Source organism: Prevotella sp. SGI.167, from assembly GCF_050313615.1.
In the GTDB taxonomy this organism is placed as follows: domain Bacteria; phylum Bacteroidota; class Bacteroidia; order Bacteroidales; family Bacteroidaceae; genus Prevotella.
The window spans coordinates 15896-32301 of record NZ_JBNPLT010000005.1 but is presented as its reverse complement, the minus strand read 5'-3'; the positions used below and the strand labels follow the sequence as shown (position 1 = coordinate 32301).

Here is a 16406-nt window from a genome sequence, read left to right as displayed (position 1 = left end):
CAACATTATTTTTTTAATAGGCGTACCCGATTCCAGGGGGATGTTGTATTATGAACAAAGTAGAATCATAAAAACAAGAAAAATGATGAAAAGAACGACTTCCCTTATACTGAGTCTTGTCTTGAGCATTTCCCTATTTGCTCAAAGCAGAGGTATGACCTTTCAGGTGCATAACGAAACGCTTACTTCCGTGTTGAAGAAGATTGAAAAGGCGGGCGAGAAGAATATCCTCTTTGCCTATCAGGCTACCGACCAATATCGCGTTACTGCCAATATCCAGGCTAAGCGACAGAAGGAAGCCCTGGAGATGGTGCTGCAAGGGAAACCTTTCTCCTTCGTAGAGCACAACACCTATTTTGCCGTTCAATACACGGGCAAGACAACCCGGGTGGAACAGATCAAGGGCCGCGTAGTGGATGAGCACCAGCAGCCTCTCCCTTTTGCCAACGTGGTGTTGATTTCCTCCGTCAGCAAGGCTTATGTGGCAGGTTGCGTAACGGCGGAGGATGGAAGCTTTGTACTTCCTTATGCCGATAAGGATGTAATGCTGAAGGTTTCGTTTGTGGGCTATAAGTCGCAGACCCTGGCCTGCAAGCCTACCATGCACATCGGTCTGCATCCCGACACCCAGCAGCTGAAGGCGGTAACCATCAAGAGTACCCGCCCCAATGTGGTGTATAAGGACGGAGCCTTCACTACCCTGGTATCAGGTACCATCCTGGGCGAACTGGGCTCTGCCGAAGATATGATCAGCCAGTTGCCATTCGTTTCGGGCGAAGCAGGGAGTTGGGAAATTATCGGTCGTGGAGCGCCCGAGATTTATCTCAACGGCAGGAAACTGGAGAATCTGAACGAACTCAAGCGATTGAGCGCCAAGGATATTCTGAAGGCAGAAATCGTTACCGTTCCCGGAGCGCAGTATAGTTCCAAGACCAATGCCGTAATCCGTCTGCGTGCCGTTCGCAAGCGCGGACAGGGCTTGAGCGGAAGCCTTTATTCTGAATATATGCAGGGCCGTTATTCGCCTCATACTTTTGATGATGTGCAGTTGAACTATCGTACGGGCGGACTCGATATCTTCGGCGAAGTGGGAGTGGGATTGAATCGCTCGCACACCACCGCCCATTCCGAAACCCAGCTCCATACCACCAGCGACTGGGAATTCAACAGCCGCAGAACCACGAAAACCCTTGGTGGAGAGATTCTTATGAACGCAGGTTTCAACTATGAGATTTCCGAGAAGCAATCGCTGGGTATGCGCTATGAGACAACCAATATAATAGGTAACAACTACACCCACAGCTGGGGAGCAACCGATGTGTGGGAGGATGGCAAACTGACGGAAAGCATGGGCGTAGATCTGTTTTCGAAACGCAAGCCCCATTGGTCGCATAGCGTGAATGCCTATTATAATGGTGATTTCGGCAAATGGAACATCAATTTCAATGGCGACTTCTATAACAAGGTGAGTCAGAGGTCCCAGACGGCGATAAACGACGGACAGCTGGATGCGGAATCAGAGAGCAAGGTGAGGAGTAATCTCTATGCTGCCAAGCTGGTGGTGTCGGGACCTTTGTGGAAGGGTAGGCTTTCTTTCGGAACGGAAGAGATGTTTACCAACCGCCACAACGACTTCATCCAGAGCGGCTTTTCTGCCGATGCCTTCAATCACATCCGTCAGTCTATCTATGCCGGATTCCTGGAGTATTATCTGAACAGCGGACACATGAACTATGGAGCCGGTTTGCGATACGAATACCAGAAGACCGATTATTACGAGAAGGATGTGCTGCAGGCGGAACAGAGTCCCAGCTACAGGGATTGGATTCCATTTGCATCCATCGGCTACAGCAAGGATAATCTGAATCTTGCCTTCTCCTATCGTCTGAACAAGTACAGTCCTATCTACGTCATGCTTCAGAGCAGCATCGACTACGAAAGCAAGTACGAGTACAAGTCGGGCGACCCTCATCTCAAACCTCAGAAGCAGCACAGTTTCAACCTGTCGGGCAATTACAAGTGGCTGTCGTTCATGGCCTACTACAATTATGTGCTCGACATGTACATGACCTGGTACAAGCCTTACGACGAGGTGAACCATCCGAGTGTGCTTTTGGAGACGATGGCTTCGGTGCCTCATTCCTACTATTGTGGAGCCAATATCCGTGTGGCGCCTTCGTTTGGAATCTGGTATCCTAACCTCACGGCGAGTGTCTACTACAGTCATGATAATGTAGATCATCTCAATATCCCCGAGTTTGGCAAAAACCAGCCTCAGTTTACATTCAGTATGAACAATAATCTGAGGCTTCCCCACCGGTGGTTCATGAATCTTTCGGGCAATGTCAGCACGAGGGCGGAGATGGGAATCGGAATAAAGAAATGTATGGGCAACATGCAGTTCCGGGTTTCCAGGAATTTCATGAAGAATGATGCCCTCAAGGTGATGTTTGTATTGCAAGACCTCTTGCATACAGGATATTATTATTTCGAGGCAAACGGCACGCAGTCGCATCGCACGTTTACCCGATACGCAGATAATCAGAAAGTTGGCATCTGTGTGAGATACACATTCAATGCAACGAGAAATAAATATAAAGGTAGTGGCGCAGGACAGAGCGAAAAACAACGACTTTAAGCAGCTATTCCTGGAAATGTATCCTCGATTGGTGCGTTATGCCGTGTCCCTTTTGGGAGACGGCAACGAGGCCTGTGACGTTGTGGGAGATGTTTTCGAGAAGGCGTGGAACCAATTCTCCTCCTTGCAGATGGAAACAAGGAGGAGCTGGCTCTATGCATCGGTGAGAAATGCCTGTCTCAACTGGCTCAAGCACCAGCAGGTGGAACAGACCAACGTAGAGGCGCTGATAGAGGCCACCCGGTATGATATGAGTACCCGGTATGAGGAGCACGAGCGCCTGCTGCAACAGGCGGAGCAGATAGCGAGGGAGCTGAAGGAACCCACCTGCACGATTCTCCGCCTCTGCTATTTCGAGCATCTCACCTATCAGCAGGCAGCCGACAGGCTGGGCATCAGTCCCAACACCGTGAAGAAGCATATTTCCAAGGCACTCGCCACCTTGCGCGAGCGAATGAAGCATACAAACATAGAGAATTAGGAGGAAAAATCATGAATAAGAATCAAGATCAAGAACTGGATTATAGAATGGATTCTGTATCAGAAAATGTTTCTGAGAATGCTTCTGAGAAAGTTTCAGAAAATGTTTCTGATGCCCGGCTTTCCCAGATATTCGGGGAAGCCTTGGGCGATGAGCCTTCGAAGGAAGAAACGCTGGCGGCTTGGGAAGCCTTCGAGCAGAAGCATATTTCTTCAGAGAAGGAACATCTACAGAAGGCAGAAGATGAATTGTCTGAGAAAAAGATAGATAAAGCCCGAATCCTGACTTGGATTACGGCATCTGTTGCAGTAGCGGCAAGCCTATTCCTTTTTATTTTCCGTTCATCCCAGGAGATTTCTCAGCCTACGGAGTTCTCCATGGAGCTTTTCTCGGAGGTCACTTCTCCCAAGCAGGTGGAGCAGACCCTGAGCGATGGCTATTGCGTGGTTTCTACCCCAGCAGCAACCACCACATTGGTAACGCTGAGCGATGGCACCAGGGTGATGCTCAACGCCAATTCTATGCTCGAATATCCTGCATCTTTCGATGATGCAGAAGTCCGGGAAGTCCGTCTGAAGGGCGAGGCTCATTTCGAGGTAACCAAGAACCCTCATCGGCCTTTCGTGGTAAAGGCGGGCGAGATGCAGACGCAGGTATTAGGTACCATATTCGATGTGAAAGCCTATCGCAAGGATGCCCCAAAGGTAACCTTGATGGAAGGCAAGGTGAAGGTGAGCAATGCCGATACGGAGGTAGAGATGCGCCCGGGGCAGACAGCTACGCTCCAGGTGGATAAGATAGTGGTGTCTAAGGCTTCCTCTTCAGCCTCCGACTGGCTGGAGGGCGATTTCGATATGGATCAGGTTACGCTGGCAGAGGCGATGAGCGACATCGGAGCCTGGTACAACAAAACCGTAGTCTTCCAGTCCCAGGCGAATATGGATAAGCTCATCCACTTCCGCTTCTCCCGCAGGGCAAGCCTGCAGGAAATCATCACGGCGCTGAACGAGATGGGTGTGGCAAAAGTCAGAATGGAAAAGGGCAAGATCATGGTGCTTTAAGCCATGATTTTGCCTATTCCTATTCCATCTCCCATATTGGCATAACCTCAATCCTTATCCCGTCTCGTTCGAAGGTCTCCCGTTGGGAGAAAGTGATGATTTTACCCTGTTTGCAGCCTGTAACGGAGGAGGCAGCTATCAAGCCTCCTATCTCTCGTTCTACGTTATCATCATTCAATGTCCAGCAGACTTGTATCAGCTCAGTTACACGCTCGCCCTTTTTCACAACAAAGTCGCATTCCTTCGATTCATAGAAGTAGAATATCCCGTCCTCTTCTCCAAGCGTTCTCTCCAAGTTGAGATAAACAATATTCTCCAAAGCCTTGCCTGCATCTTCGCTCTCAGGCAATAATACGGCATTGCGCAGGGCAATGTCAGCCACATAATACTTGGCAGAACGCTGTTTTACCATCGACTTATCGTATTTTTCCACTTTGCGAAACATGAAAATGTTGCAAGCATAGTCGAGCCACAGATAGAGGGAATCCTTGGAGACCTTTAAGCCTTGCGATTTCAAGTCGTTATAAATATTGTTCACGCTAGTCGGCTTCGTGAGATTGTTCATCACACGCTTTAAGAAATAACGCACCACCGAAGGAGAAGCTCCGATATGATAATGCTCCACCATATCCCTGAAGAGCATGGTGTTGAAGTAAGACTGCAGGATTTTGACTTTTTCCATCTTGCTTTTTTCGAGAACTACCTCTGGAAAACCGCCCTCCTCGCAATATCCTCGGAAGGAAACTGCCAACTTTGCCTTTCCAGCTTCGCTAAATGGATTTGCCTTGGTGCCTTTGAACGCCAAATATTCCTTGAAACTCAAAGGATACTCGCGATATTCGTCAGGCCATCCTCGCAAAGCGGAAGCCATTTCTTCTGAAAGCATCTTGGCTGTGCTACCTGTTACATAGATATGCTTGCAATAATTCTTATACACCCGGAGAACAAAGAGTTCCCATCCCTCTATGAGTTGTATCTCATCAAAAAACATATAAACATCCTTAAGCGATGTATCAGGATACATTTCACGATAAGCTTGCAGCAATTCATCGAAGTTTTCGGGCGACATGGAAAGAAAACGTTCATCGTCGAAGCCTACATAGAGGATGTGCTCTTTTGGAATTCCTTGTTGTAGCAGGCGATTAATCGTAAGTCCCAATAATGATGACTTTCCGCAACGGCGAATGCCAGTAACAGTCACGATGCGGTTTCCATCCAACGGAAGTTGGGTGCTTCTCTCTTGCAAGGCAAAAGGTAATTCCTCTTGGTGCAAGGAAATGATTGACTGAAATGTGCTGCGTAGTTCCATTTGTGTTCCTTCTTTATTGCTGATTATTTTATTGTTAATATGTAGATTCCTACACTCGGTTGCAAAGATACAAACTTTCCTTCTAAAAAGGAAAGAAATCGGCAATTATTTCCTTTTCAAAAGGAAAGTTTGTTCTTTCTTTATCCCAATCTTGTATTTTTAATTCAAGTTTCGCATTTCTGAGGGAACATTTGTAATTTTGCTCATGGCTTTGAGCTTTGAGTAATATAAAATATGGAATATCCGCTGAATTACGTCACTTTATTTGTGCCCTGATCCGGCTCAGACTTGCCTGTGTTATACCTAAATAGGTAGCAATGTTTCCCAACGGCAACCGTTGCAACAAATCGGGTTCTTTCTCTAACAACTCTTTGTACCGTTCCGAAGCAATGGCGGACAACATGGAAATCAGCCGTTCCTCGGTGGCAAGCAATTCCATCTCCGCATAACGCCGTCCCCAATTGGCAATATGCAAGTCTTCCGTAAACAATTCTTTCAGCTTTTTCTTCTTCAATACGTATAAGACAGAATCTTCCATCAGCTCCATCGTCTCATATCCCGGCTCATCGTTCACGTATCCTTTCATGGAAACAAGGGTCGCTCCTTCCTTGCCAATCCAAAAGGTGATTTCTTTCCCGTCCACCGAAGTGTAAGCGCGGACAATGCCGTTCTTGATAAAAAAGATATCCTTTTCTATCTTGCCGTTTTCCAACACGCGGAATCCTTTGGGGTACGAAACCTCACTCAGGCATTGCCGCAATCTATCCAAAGACGCATCCGGCATGGCATATCTTTGATTGATGATTTCCTTTATATCCATAACTCATTGTTGTATTTGGTGTGCAAAATTATAAAATTGCACATAAAAACGGAAATGAACGGCTGTTTTTTTGCAAATGTAAAATCAGTTTTTACCAAATGAAAAAAGCAATTAGAGATTATTTACTTACTTTTGCACCTGAATTTAATAAATCATAGTTATGAATTGGATAATCTTATTATTGGCAGGATTGTTTGAGGTGAGCCTTACATTCTGCTTGGGTAAAGCGAGAGCTGCGTCAGGACTTGTTTTTTATCTGTGGGGTAGCGGCTTCTTGGCTTCCACAGTATTGAGCATGACCCTGCTTGCCAAGGCGGTTCAGACTTTACCTTTGGGAACGGCATACGCCATTTGGACGGGTATCGGGGCGGTCGGCACGGTCTTGATAGGGATATTCGTCTTCAAGGAGCCGGCCTCTCCCATCCGTCTTTTCTTTCTGTTCACGCTTATTGCTTCCCTGATTGGATTGAAAATCGTATCATATTGAAAGGAGGCAGAAGATGAAGTATGAATTGAGGGAGAACCAAGGCATTTCGGCGCCTCTGCTGGCGCTGATGGCAGTCGCTACCGGGCTTTCCGTTGCCAACTGCTATTATAACCAGCCTCTGTTGGGCAGCATGGCTAAGGATTTCGCGGTAAGCGATTTTTCCGCCAGCATGGTGGCGACATTGACCCAGATAGGCTATGTGGCAGGGCTTGTATTTGTCATTCCGCTTGGCGACCTGGTTTCACGAAAGAGACTGATATTGACCAATTACATCGTTTCTTCGTGCGCCTTGCTTGCCATAGCACTCGCCCCGAACATCTACTGGGTGTGGGGCGCATCCTTGCTTGCCGGGGCATCTTCGGTCATGCCGCAGTTCTTCATTCCGTTGGTGTCGTATAATTCAGCTCCAGACCACAAGGTGCGCAACGTGGGGATTATACAGTCCTGTTTGCTCATAGGCATTCTTGGGTCACGGGTATTCAGTGGTTTTCTCGCCGATATATGGGGATGGCGTACTGTCTATTTTGTGGCTTGCGTGTTTATGCTCGGGTGTTTTCTGATGATTCACAAAATGCTGCCCGTGTTGCCTGCCCGTTCACGAGAAAGTTATGCAGGGCTGTGGAAATCCTTGTTGCGCCTATTTTCCAAATACCCGTACTTGCGTATCGCGTCGTTGAGGGCGGCATTGGCTTATGGCTCGTTCTTTGCCTTGTGGAGTTGCCTTGCTTTCCGAATGAAGCAAGAGCCTTTCTTTGCAAGCGACGATATTATCGGAGCACTCGGTTTGTGCGGATTGGCAGGTGCATCCACGGTGGTTTTCATCAGCGGATATATCCAAAAGTATGGCGCAAGATTCTTCTCTATTGTCGGAGGATGCGTCATCCTGTTTGCATGGTTGTTGGCATTTTGGGGAAATGACAGTTACTTGTGGATGATAATCGCCATCCTCTTGATTGATGCCGGAATGCAAAGCATCCATCTGTCAAATCAGACCAGCGTGGTCGCTCTTGACACATCCGCCATCAACCGGGTCAATACCGTTTATATGACCATTTACTTCTTAGGAGGTTCTGCCGGTACATTTGTTTCAGGTCTATTCTGGCAACATTATGGATGGACGGGTGTGGTAGGAGTAGGAGTTGCCTTTACCGCAGCTTCCTTGCTTGTTAATTGCTTCAACTCTAAAACGGCATAAGGGTGGATGTCAAATATTCTTTCAGCCTGAATATTGTAATGCAGACCATGGTAAATGGAATGGCTACAGACTCATTGCCTGAAAACAAAGAGAATCTTTGTAGGAATAGGAAACAAACCGATAACAATATGGCGACAAAAGATGGTTTTATCATCCGTCCAATCAAGAAGATGGATAATGCTTAAATGCAAATGCAGAATATTGGGTGATAGATTACGAAGGAGAAATTCAAGGAAGTTGTGGCTTCTATCCCACCAAAGGCTTGCCCGACAAATGTGCCGAAATAGTATAGTATTATATTTATCGCCTGCTGTTCGAGGAAAAGGATTATTTTGTATTTTGCAACATATACTTTAAAATATTTCCTCTAAATACATAAAATAAAGACTTGCTGTCCCACGAATTGGCACAAGTGCAAGCTAACTTTGCACACAGAAATCAAAATAGTAAAGTTATGAAGAGAAAAAAGATATTTTTCAAGGAATGTCATCTCGCAGGTCGCCAATATCATGATGCCAATGAAGTTTGGGAAGAGTTGAAGGTCGGCACTCTGCTTGAATTACAAAGAGACCAAGAGAACCCATACGACAAGAATGCTGTCGCTGTGGTTTATTCTAAGGTGGCAGATAACAACGAGAAAGAGGAATATCTGCTAGGCTATCTTCCTCGCACTTCCAATACAGAGATTGCCCAATTATTGGAAATGGGGTGGGCATCTGTCTTTGAATGCCGCATCAGCAAAATCAACGAAGATGCTCATTACGAGAACCAAATTCGCTTGACCATTCGCATCAAGCAAAACCAACAAGCACAGAATTGTGTCGAAAGCTAACCCTAAAATCGGCCAGGTCGTAGGGACCTGTATGGTGCGACGTGGCCTTGACCTTTCTGTGCTTACCTACAAAGGGACAGGATACGCCTCTCACACGTCGGTCTTCGGATGCAGGCTTCGGGAGGATTTCCTGTCCCTTATTCTTATTTACAAAATAATCAGTATCTTATACTATTATCTTTTCATGACGATTTTAAGCACTTTTTCTTGATGTTCATTCATATCATCCACATTCCATTCCAATCCAAAAGGACGTTTAGCCGTCTCATTCTTAATCCCATCATCATAATTGTCTTGACATATTTGCAACATGATTCTGAACTTTAGAGATGCTGTACTAACTTGATTTGACTTTGAATCCAAATAACGGTTTTTCTTATCAATTGGATTCCAGTCAGAACCAGAGCTATTAGCATCGGAACCAATCATGGCAAAGTTTCCAAAACAATTGCTATCTTCTGAGCTGACAGGTTTATCACTACCAGCCTTAGCCTGAGGATAATAATGTTCAAGGCTCTTACGAGTTCGAGAGAAATAGAAGTTATTAAATACCTCTAATTCAAAATCACTACATCCCAAATCTTGAAAGAATCCTATACGTTTTGCATCTCCTTTCTTAGCTTTTTCTCCACGTAGCTCCTCCGCATACTTTCTCCATATTTTATAGTCTGTATAATCAAACACATAGAGAGGTATATTGGGCGCTCCCTTAGGATAGATGCGATTAAAGTCTCGTTCTACATTTTCCAGTTCTACATTCAGATGTCCATTTCGTATCATCGTGTCATCAAAGCTATTAGGCTTTGGCTGGTTTCTTTCATTGAGTTTTTCCGCATTCAGATACACATCAAAGAAATACTTATCAGCCAAATCTCTCATAAAGACGAGATAATCACTCATATTATCGTTCTCAAACAAATGGTACAGACAATAGAACAGGTAGTTCTTGCGTTGCTTCGCCGTAAAAGTTACCTCAAACATAGACAGCAACTGTACCAGCTCTGCCTGCATGGGTTTGTCTTCCGACAAATCCTTCAGATAGACAGCATTTCCATTTTTATAGTAACGCTGCAACTTCCACGGATTTTCTGAAATACGGTCCTCACCGAGCGTATGATGAACCACATAATTATCCAAGAAATACTTAGCCTTCAACAGATTATAAGCAAACCGCTTTACGAAATCAGCCGTGATGTTAATCTTCTCAAACTCATGAAGCAGTTCCTTGTCATCAAGAGATAATTTCAAAGGATCAAATCCTTGTTCCTTCATTCTCGTAATCTTCAACACAATCAAGAGGAAATTAGGAAAGTCTATGATCGGTTGAAATCTATCATTTTCATCTAACATCGTACTCTGGGGCACAGGCCTAACAGGAGTATCCAACAACTCAGCAATCGTTTTTCTACCCAAAGAATTACCTGCATTAGCTGGCATGTCGGCAAATGCCTCAAACGACTCTAAGACGAAACTATCCATGTTCTCACCAAAAACAGTTTTCATATCAGACATTTTTTGCTGAACGTAGAAGCACATATCACTACATGCTTCCCAGATACGGCTGAACTTTTCCATCGAGGTATTATCCCCGATAAATTGCTCACTCAATTTTGCCTTAACAATCTCATGCTTCTCCAGCTGTTCGCCACGAGAATTCATCACCTCAAAATAATGGTTCAAATCCACATCCTTCGGCACTCGATAATGTATGATATGGACATGATTCAAGAAATACTCTTTGAATTTATCCACATCAGTTTGAGCCAAACCAACAATCTCATTCAATCCTGCTTTTGCGGACTCGAAGCCATTCTTGATACCAAGGTCAGGCATCTCACTAAGATCCTCTTTCTCTCCACGCCCTGATAATGCCTTTATCGTAGAAGCAGAAGCTTTTCGTGCCGAATAAGTCAAGCGATTATAAATGTCCTGTACTCCCAAAGCTCTAAGTATGAGGTAAATCGTAGTCAAACGCTGTTGACCATCTATCACCTCATATTTGTTCTCATCACGCTTATAAGTGACAAGAGTACCTATGTAATAAACCGTTTTGCCCATATCCATAGAATCATGGACATCTTTTATCAAAGCACAGATTTCATCTCGTTCCCACGCATAGTTACGTTGGTAGATTGGAATTACGTATGTAATAGGTGCTCCGTGATTATCGCAATAGATTTCCTTAATAGAACACTCTTTCAAAATACTTTTCAAATCTTTCATTGTCTTCTACTATTTATAAAAACGATTTACTTTAAAGAAATAGAGATAATTCAGATAGACTCCATCGCCATCATACTCTTTCAAATTCCCGGCATTTGTTCTGCCATTCTTTTTCCCATCCTTTATGTCGCTATCAGCCAAAGGGGTTAGCTTATCTGCCAACATGCTGAGTAATGTAGTGGGAGTATCCTGCCTGGCTATCAACTTGTACATATTAAATGAATTCTTCAAATTCTCATTAGTTTCCATAATGAAATTCTGAGCAGAAAGCCATCCCAAATTTGTATATTGTGCTCTAAGCGAATAAGCCCAAACAAAGGCATAAACGACAAATTGCTCAAATAGCTCCATATCTTCTTTGGTTGGATATGACTCCGGACAAAACCTATCTACATACAGGAGAACTGAAGTATCAAACAGCAACCGGGCAATACCATTGCCTACTCCATTCTTGAAATAGCGATCCAATGTCTTCACTATAATATTGTCGTTGATATAGAACCCCTCGTACTTGCTGTTATCTCGAATGTCCTTTAGTATGGCATAATAATGCTTCGTATATTCAAAGAAAGGTTTGCCTGCTATAATTGGAGCGTCCAATTGAAATGCATTGATATTGCGAGTTCCAGAAACGAATGGCATAGCAGAAGAATTTACCATATCTGCATAACAATAAGCACTCTTATAGAATTGAGCATAAGGAGTTCGTGCAGAACGAGTAATCCCCTTGAACATGTGGATATTACGTTCATCCAACACTTCTGCCCTATTGCCATTTACCCATTCTTTGATACGATACAGATAGTTTCCGAAAAAATCTGCCAAACCACTTTGAGATATTTGTTCCCATCCCTTGACGATTCTTTCAACTTCATTCTCTTCTATATCAATCATTTCACGCAAATGATAAGCTTTCAGCAAATCATGTGGATATAAGGCTTTGCCACGAGCATTCTGAGAGTCAAAGAACTGAAAGGCTTCAGAAACGTCAGATGTGACAACAACAATAAGTTCACATCTGTTCTCTACAAATTCTTCCAGTCTTCTACACTCCCGTTCCTTTACATAATAGTCTTCTTTCTGTTGTTGGCTTTCTTTCAAATCAGGTTTGCTGATGCGTCGTTCCAATGCTCGATAATTATTGGATATATTACGGGCATTATACTCATTATCATATAATTCTTGCTGGAGAAAAGCTATATCGTTCTTCCCCAATACCTTTAACAACAAAGAGAACGTAATGATTCTCTGCAATCCATCAACTATATCATACGAGTCTTGGCTTGATGCTCGATGAAGAATCAGAGTACCAATCCTGTAACTTTCTTTATTGTCATTCATCGCTTCGATAATATCATCAAGCAACTGTATTGCATTACGAGCAGTCCACTTATATGGACGCTGATAGATCGGAATCGACAGATTTACACCATTAATGTGTTCCCCACCATTCGAAATCGTTTGGCGAAGAAGCAAATCACCAATAGTAGTTATAGACAACGTAAGCTTATCCTTTTGGGATTGTTGTTCTACTGACTGTTGCTCAACTATATGTATTTGCGAATTATCGTCTTTCGCCCTATTGATAATGGTAGTATTCTCTATGGTATCTCCCATCGTCCAATACTTATACCCATCAATATGCAGATAAGGAAAATTATATTTCCACCATTGTTGTGGAACACCAAATTCTCTTTGTGACTGCACAAAAAAGACAAATTCCTCATCAGACAAGGCGCATTTATTCCTCACAATGTACTCATGAGGACACGTAGGCATAGTCTTGGCAAAAGTCCATTGACATTTGCCTATCAAACTGCGTAATTTTACTTCATCATAGTTCATATTTTATGAAATTATTGTTATGTCGGCACAAAGATAAGAAAAACTTGTATCAAATCATAGGACAAGTTCTTTTTTAAAAGAAAAAATGTATCATAAATCAATAAAAAAGCAAAAATCTCGTTACTTAATGTAGATAAAATTGTATATAACATGAGAACTCAAGCGAAATTCAAAGAATACATTTGGTTGGTAAACACCATCAACAAAGCCCAATCTATTTCTTTTGCAGATATTCAAAAGAAATGGCTTGAAACGGACATGAGCGAAGGAATAGAATTGGCTCGTTCAACCTTCAATCGACACAAAGATGCCATAGAAGACATTTTTGGCATATATATCGAGTGCAACAGGAAAAACGGATATAAATATTCTATTGGAAATCCTGAAGCATTAGAGTCTGACTCCATACAAAACTGGATGTTAGCCACACTTGCATCCAATAATATTATTAGCGAATGTGTATCGCTTCAAGATAGGATCGTGCTTGAAACTGTACCCTATGAAGGCGAAAACCTCAAACTAATCCTTGATGCCATGAAACGAAACATCAAGATAACCATTCTTTACAAGAGGTATGGCAATACAGATGCCAAAAGCTATACTATCGAGCCATATTGCATAAAATTGCATAAGCAACGTTGGTATGTATTGGGGCACTTCCATTATACAGAAGCAGAAAACCAAGAAGTAAAAGATTACTATGCCCTTTTCTCACTTGACAGAATCAAAAGCATAGAATCAACAGATACCAAATTTGAGATAGCTCAAGACTTCAACGCTCAAGATTACTTCAAGGAATATTACGGAGTGCTGATTGGCGACGGAACTGCTGTTGAACGAATTAGGTTTAGAGCTTACGATTACGAACAGTATCGAGTAAAAGATTTACCTCTCCATTCAACTCAAAAAACTATCGCAAAAGGCGACAACTATATGGATTTTGAAATTACTATGCGCCCTACCGTAGATTTCTTTGGATATTTAATGAGCCGGGGAAGCCAATTGAGAATCCTCTCACCAAAATGGTTGGCTGAACAGATACACGACTTGCATCGAGATGCAATGAGAATGTATGAAAAATAGAATAGCAACAGTTCAAGTTTCATACATATTTCTCGGATTTGAGCATTTTAACGCAAATTATTTATCGGATTTGGTTAGATAGTACAAAGGTAGTACAATATATTAAAGTAGAAAAGAGATTTTAGATAAAAAACAGATAAGTTTCCTTTTCAAAAGGAAAACTTATTCTTTCTTTATCCCAATCTTGTATTTTTAACTCCGATTTGCTTGTTGTTTTCAGAAATTTTGCTTAACTTTGTGCCAAAATCAAAACGGTGCAGATTATGGCAGCAAAATTCTATCCTGTAGGCATTCAGACATTCTCGGAGATTATCACCAAGAATTATCTCTATGTTGACAAGACCGGTTACATCCATCAGATGACCCATTCCGGCAAGAAATATCTTTTTCTGAGTCGCCCTCGTCGATTCGGAAAGTCGCTTCTTGTCTCTACCTTGCAAAGCTACTTCGAAGGAAAGAAGGAACTTTTCAAGGGATTGGAGATGGAAAGGCAGGAACAGGATTGGGTGGAATACCCTGTCTTGCATTTTGATCTGTCGGGTGGCAAGCACATGCAGGAGGATGCGCTGGTACGCTATCTTCTCTTTATTCTGAAACAGCATGAAGAGAAATGGGGAATCATGACGGATGCGCCCGACCCAAATGTAAGATTGCTCAATCTCATCAGCCAAGTTTATAAGCAAACCGGCAAGCAGGTGGTCATTCTCATCGACGAATACGATGCGCCCCTCCTGGATGTGGTGCACGAGGAAAACCAGCTGGTGGCTCTCCGTCAGATTCTTCGCAATTTTTTCAGTCCCTTGAAGGATTCTGACTCCATGCTGCATTTTGTATTCCTCACGGGCATTACCAAGTTTTCGCAGCTCAGCATCTTCAGCGAGTTGAACAACATCACCAATATCAGCATGCTCCCCGAGTATGCGGGCATTTGTGGTATTACCAAGGAGGAGATGCTTACCCGGTTAAAAGAGGGAATACAGGAATTGGCAGAGGCAAAGAACTGGACGATGGATGAGACGCTGAGCCGACTCAAGGATTATTATGACGGCTATCATTTTGCATCAGAATCGCCTGATATCTTCAATCCGTTCAGTTTGCTCAGCAGTCTTTCGTTAAAGCGGGTAGAGCCATTCTGGTTTTCTACGGGAACTCCTACCTATCTCATCAATATGATGAAGAAGTTTGGTGTCAACTTCAGCGATTTCGCCGAATCCATGGAAGCGGGCGTTTCAGACTTTGATGCGCCTACAGAAACGATGACAACTCTTACGCCTCTGCTCTATCAGAGTGGCTATATTACAATCAAGGATTATGAAGAGGCTTACGATTCCTATACTTTGGGTATTCCGAACAGAGAAGTGCGGCTGGGGCTGACCAAGGCGCTGATTCCTTATTATGTAACGCCTAACACGCAGAATGCCAATAATACGACCCGCAACATGGCTCGTGCCTTCGATAAGGAAGACCTGGGACTGGCCCTGCAGTATTTGCAGACTTTCCTGGGCACGGTTCCATATTGTGCCAATACTGACTATGAGGGGCATTATCAGCAGATGTTCTATGTCATCTTCTCGCTTCTTACGGCTTGGATGGTAGATGTAGAAGTACATACTCCGAATGGCAGGGTTGATATCGTGGTTATGACGAAATCTCGTCTTTACTTGATAGAGTTGAAACTTAACCAGAATGCTCAGGTGGCGATGCAGCAGATCAATCTCAAGAACTATCGCCAGCGTTTTGCCTTGTCGGGCCTTCCTATAACCAAGGTCGGGATTAATTTTGATAGTGCTACGCATAACATCACGGATTGGGTCGTGGAGTGAGAAATGCCTTCTAGAGAAAAGGGGATTTTCCTGGGGCTGCGTTCCAGTTACCCTGCTAAATCTTCCAGATTCCAGTTCTTCCAATTAATTTTAAGAGGGTTTGCATCTTTCGCTTGTCCTTTCTCTTTACTTCTTTATATTATATAATATATTGATTATTAATTAATTATATATATAATATATATAAATATATATAAAAAGGAGGGTAGGAGGGATATGCTGAAAAATTAATTGGAAGATTTGGAATTTGGAAGATTTTCTAATTTGCTTTCTTCTAGAAGGCTTATTATCAGATAGTTAATACAAAAAGTGGCATTCCAATTAATTGGAAGGAGTCTCAGTCTCAGAGTCTCAGTTAAAAAATAAGGGGGTATCATTTTCCCCTTTTTCTCTTCCTTTCCTTTCTTCTGTTTTGTAACTTATTGATTATTAATTAATTATATATAAATATATAATATATATATAAGAATAAAAGAAAAAGAGGGGGTACTTGAAAAATAACTGAGACAACTGAGACTGAGACGTTTGAAGCCTTTAGTAGGATTGAGAAATACTTATAACTCACTAAAAAGCAGACACTTATGAGATTGCTGACTGCCTGTCTCAGTT

12 protein-coding genes are annotated in these 16406 nt (G+C 43.1%); 8 read left to right on the top strand and 4 right to left on the bottom strand.

Features of this window, described 5'->3' with window-relative positions; all coding sequences use genetic code 11:
• Positions 1-154: 154 nt before the first annotated feature.
• Genes ACQRBJ_RS04005 through ACQRBJ_RS03995 form a run of 3 tightly spaced genes read left to right on the top strand, consistent with a single transcriptional unit; the run spans position 155 to position 4180 of the window.
• Positions 155-2638 (top strand): outer membrane beta-barrel family protein, encoded by a 2484-nt coding sequence (locus tag ACQRBJ_RS04005; RefSeq protein WP_445302912.1) that lies wholly within the window; start codon positions 155-157, stop codon positions 2636-2638.
• A gap of 16 nt (positions 2639-2654) precedes the next feature.
• Complete coding sequence (locus ACQRBJ_RS04000) at positions 2655-3119, top strand: sigma-70 family RNA polymerase sigma factor (RefSeq protein ID WP_445302954.1); 465 nt, start codon at positions 2655-2657, stop codon at positions 3117-3119.
• Positions 3120-3130: 11 nt separating this feature from the next.
• Positions 3131-4180: a FecR family protein gene (locus ACQRBJ_RS03995; protein WP_445302911.1), complete on the top strand. Its 1050-nt coding sequence runs from the start codon at positions 3131-3133 to the stop codon at positions 4178-4180.
• Between the two features lie 19 nt (positions 4181-4199).
• On the opposite strand, the gene ACQRBJ_RS03990 is transcribed toward ACQRBJ_RS03995, so the two are convergent.
• On the bottom strand, positions 4200-5489 hold the full coding sequence (locus ACQRBJ_RS03990) for an ATP-binding protein (RefSeq protein WP_445302910.1): 1290 nt from the start codon (positions 5487-5489) through the stop codon (positions 4200-4202).
• 256 nt (positions 5490-5745) lie between these two features.
• On the bottom strand, positions 5746-6309 hold the full coding sequence (locus ACQRBJ_RS03985) for a Crp/Fnr family transcriptional regulator (RefSeq protein ID WP_445302909.1): 564 nt from the start codon (positions 6307-6309) through the stop codon (positions 5746-5748).
• Positions 6310-6469: 160 nt separating this feature from the next.
• Here ACQRBJ_RS03985 and ACQRBJ_RS03980 point away from each other — a divergent pair, with 160 nt between their 5' ends.
• The 3 genes from ACQRBJ_RS03980 (at position 6470) to ACQRBJ_RS03970 (ending at position 8823) form a co-directional block, all read left to right on the top strand.
• On the top strand, positions 6470-6796 hold the full coding sequence (locus tag ACQRBJ_RS03980) for a DMT family transporter (RefSeq protein ID WP_117664025.1): 327 nt from the start codon (positions 6470-6472) through the stop codon (positions 6794-6796).
• Positions 6797-6809: 13 nt separating this feature from the next.
• Positions 6810-7991 carry an MFS transporter gene (locus tag ACQRBJ_RS03975; RefSeq protein WP_445302908.1) on the top strand — a complete coding sequence of 394 codons (1182 nt, stop codon included), beginning with the start codon at positions 6810-6812 and terminating at the stop codon, positions 7989-7991.
• Between the two features lie 454 nt (positions 7992-8445).
• A complete protein-coding gene (locus ACQRBJ_RS03970; RefSeq protein ID WP_203049236.1) occupies positions 8446-8823 on the top strand; it encodes an HIRAN domain-containing protein in 378 nt (125 codons plus the stop codon).
• Between the two features lie 174 nt (positions 8824-8997).
• Here the strand turns inward: ACQRBJ_RS03970 and ACQRBJ_RS03965 are convergent, their stop codons facing one another.
• On the bottom strand, positions 8998-11046 hold the full coding sequence (locus tag ACQRBJ_RS03965; RefSeq protein WP_445302907.1) for a DUF262 domain-containing protein: 2049 nt from the start codon (positions 11044-11046) through the stop codon (positions 8998-9000).
• A 9-nt stretch (positions 11047-11055) separates the two neighbouring features.
• Positions 11056-12891 (bottom strand): DUF262 domain-containing protein, encoded by a 1836-nt coding sequence (locus ACQRBJ_RS03960; RefSeq protein ID WP_445302906.1) that lies wholly within the window; start codon positions 12889-12891, stop codon positions 11056-11058.
• A 150-nt stretch (positions 12892-13041) separates the two neighbouring features.
• Here ACQRBJ_RS03960 and ACQRBJ_RS03955 point away from each other — a divergent pair, with 150 nt between their 5' ends.
• Together ACQRBJ_RS03955 and ACQRBJ_RS03950 are read left to right on the top strand one after the other, a co-directional pair.
• Positions 13042-13974 carry a helix-turn-helix transcriptional regulator gene (locus ACQRBJ_RS03955; protein ID WP_445302905.1) on the top strand — a complete coding sequence of 311 codons (933 nt, stop codon included), beginning with the start codon at positions 13042-13044 and terminating at the stop codon, positions 13972-13974.
• Between the two features lie 263 nt (positions 13975-14237).
• Entirely contained in the window at positions 14238-15797 is a 1560-nt protein-coding gene (locus tag ACQRBJ_RS03950) for an AAA family ATPase (protein WP_445302904.1), read from the top strand.
• The last annotated feature ends 609 nt before the right edge of the window (positions 15798-16406 follow it).

Excerpts from the sequence above, each read along its gene's own strand:
- ACQRBJ_RS04005 (WP_445302912.1), top strand. The coding sequence starts at position 155 with ATGACCTTTCAGGTGCATAACGAAACGCTTACTTCCGTGTTGAAGAAG.
- ACQRBJ_RS03960 (WP_445302906.1), bottom strand. The coding sequence starts at position 12,891 with ATGAACTATGATGAAGTAAAATTACGCAGTTTGATAGGCAAATGTCAA.
- ACQRBJ_RS03965 (WP_445302907.1), bottom strand. The coding sequence starts at position 11,046 with ATGAAAGATTTGAAAAGTATTTTGAAAGAGTGTTCTATTAAGGAAATC.
- ACQRBJ_RS03995 (WP_445302911.1), top strand. The coding sequence starts at position 3,131 with ATGAATAAGAATCAAGATCAAGAACTGGATTATAGAATGGATTCTGTA.
- ACQRBJ_RS03975 (WP_445302908.1), top strand. The coding sequence starts at position 6,810 with ATGAAGTATGAATTGAGGGAGAACCAAGGCATTTCGGCGCCTCTGCTG.
- ACQRBJ_RS03970 (WP_203049236.1), top strand. The coding sequence starts at position 8,446 with ATGAAGAGAAAAAAGATATTTTTCAAGGAATGTCATCTCGCAGGTCGC.
- ACQRBJ_RS03950 (WP_445302904.1), top strand. The coding sequence starts at position 14,238 with ATGGCAGCAAAATTCTATCCTGTAGGCATTCAGACATTCTCGGAGATT.
- ACQRBJ_RS03985 (WP_445302909.1), bottom strand. The coding sequence starts at position 6,309 with ATGGATATAAAGGAAATCATCAATCAAAGATATGCCATGCCGGATGCG.
- ACQRBJ_RS03955 (WP_445302905.1), top strand. The coding sequence starts at position 13,042 with ATGAGAACTCAAGCGAAATTCAAAGAATACATTTGGTTGGTAAACACC.
- ACQRBJ_RS04000 (WP_445302954.1), top strand. The coding sequence starts at position 2,655 with ATGTATCCTCGATTGGTGCGTTATGCCGTGTCCCTTTTGGGAGACGGC.
- ACQRBJ_RS03980 (WP_117664025.1), top strand. The coding sequence starts at position 6,470 with ATGAATTGGATAATCTTATTATTGGCAGGATTGTTTGAGGTGAGCCTT.
- ACQRBJ_RS03990 (WP_445302910.1), bottom strand. The coding sequence starts at position 5,489 with ATGGAACTACGCAGCACATTTCAGTCAATCATTTCCTTGCACCAAGAG.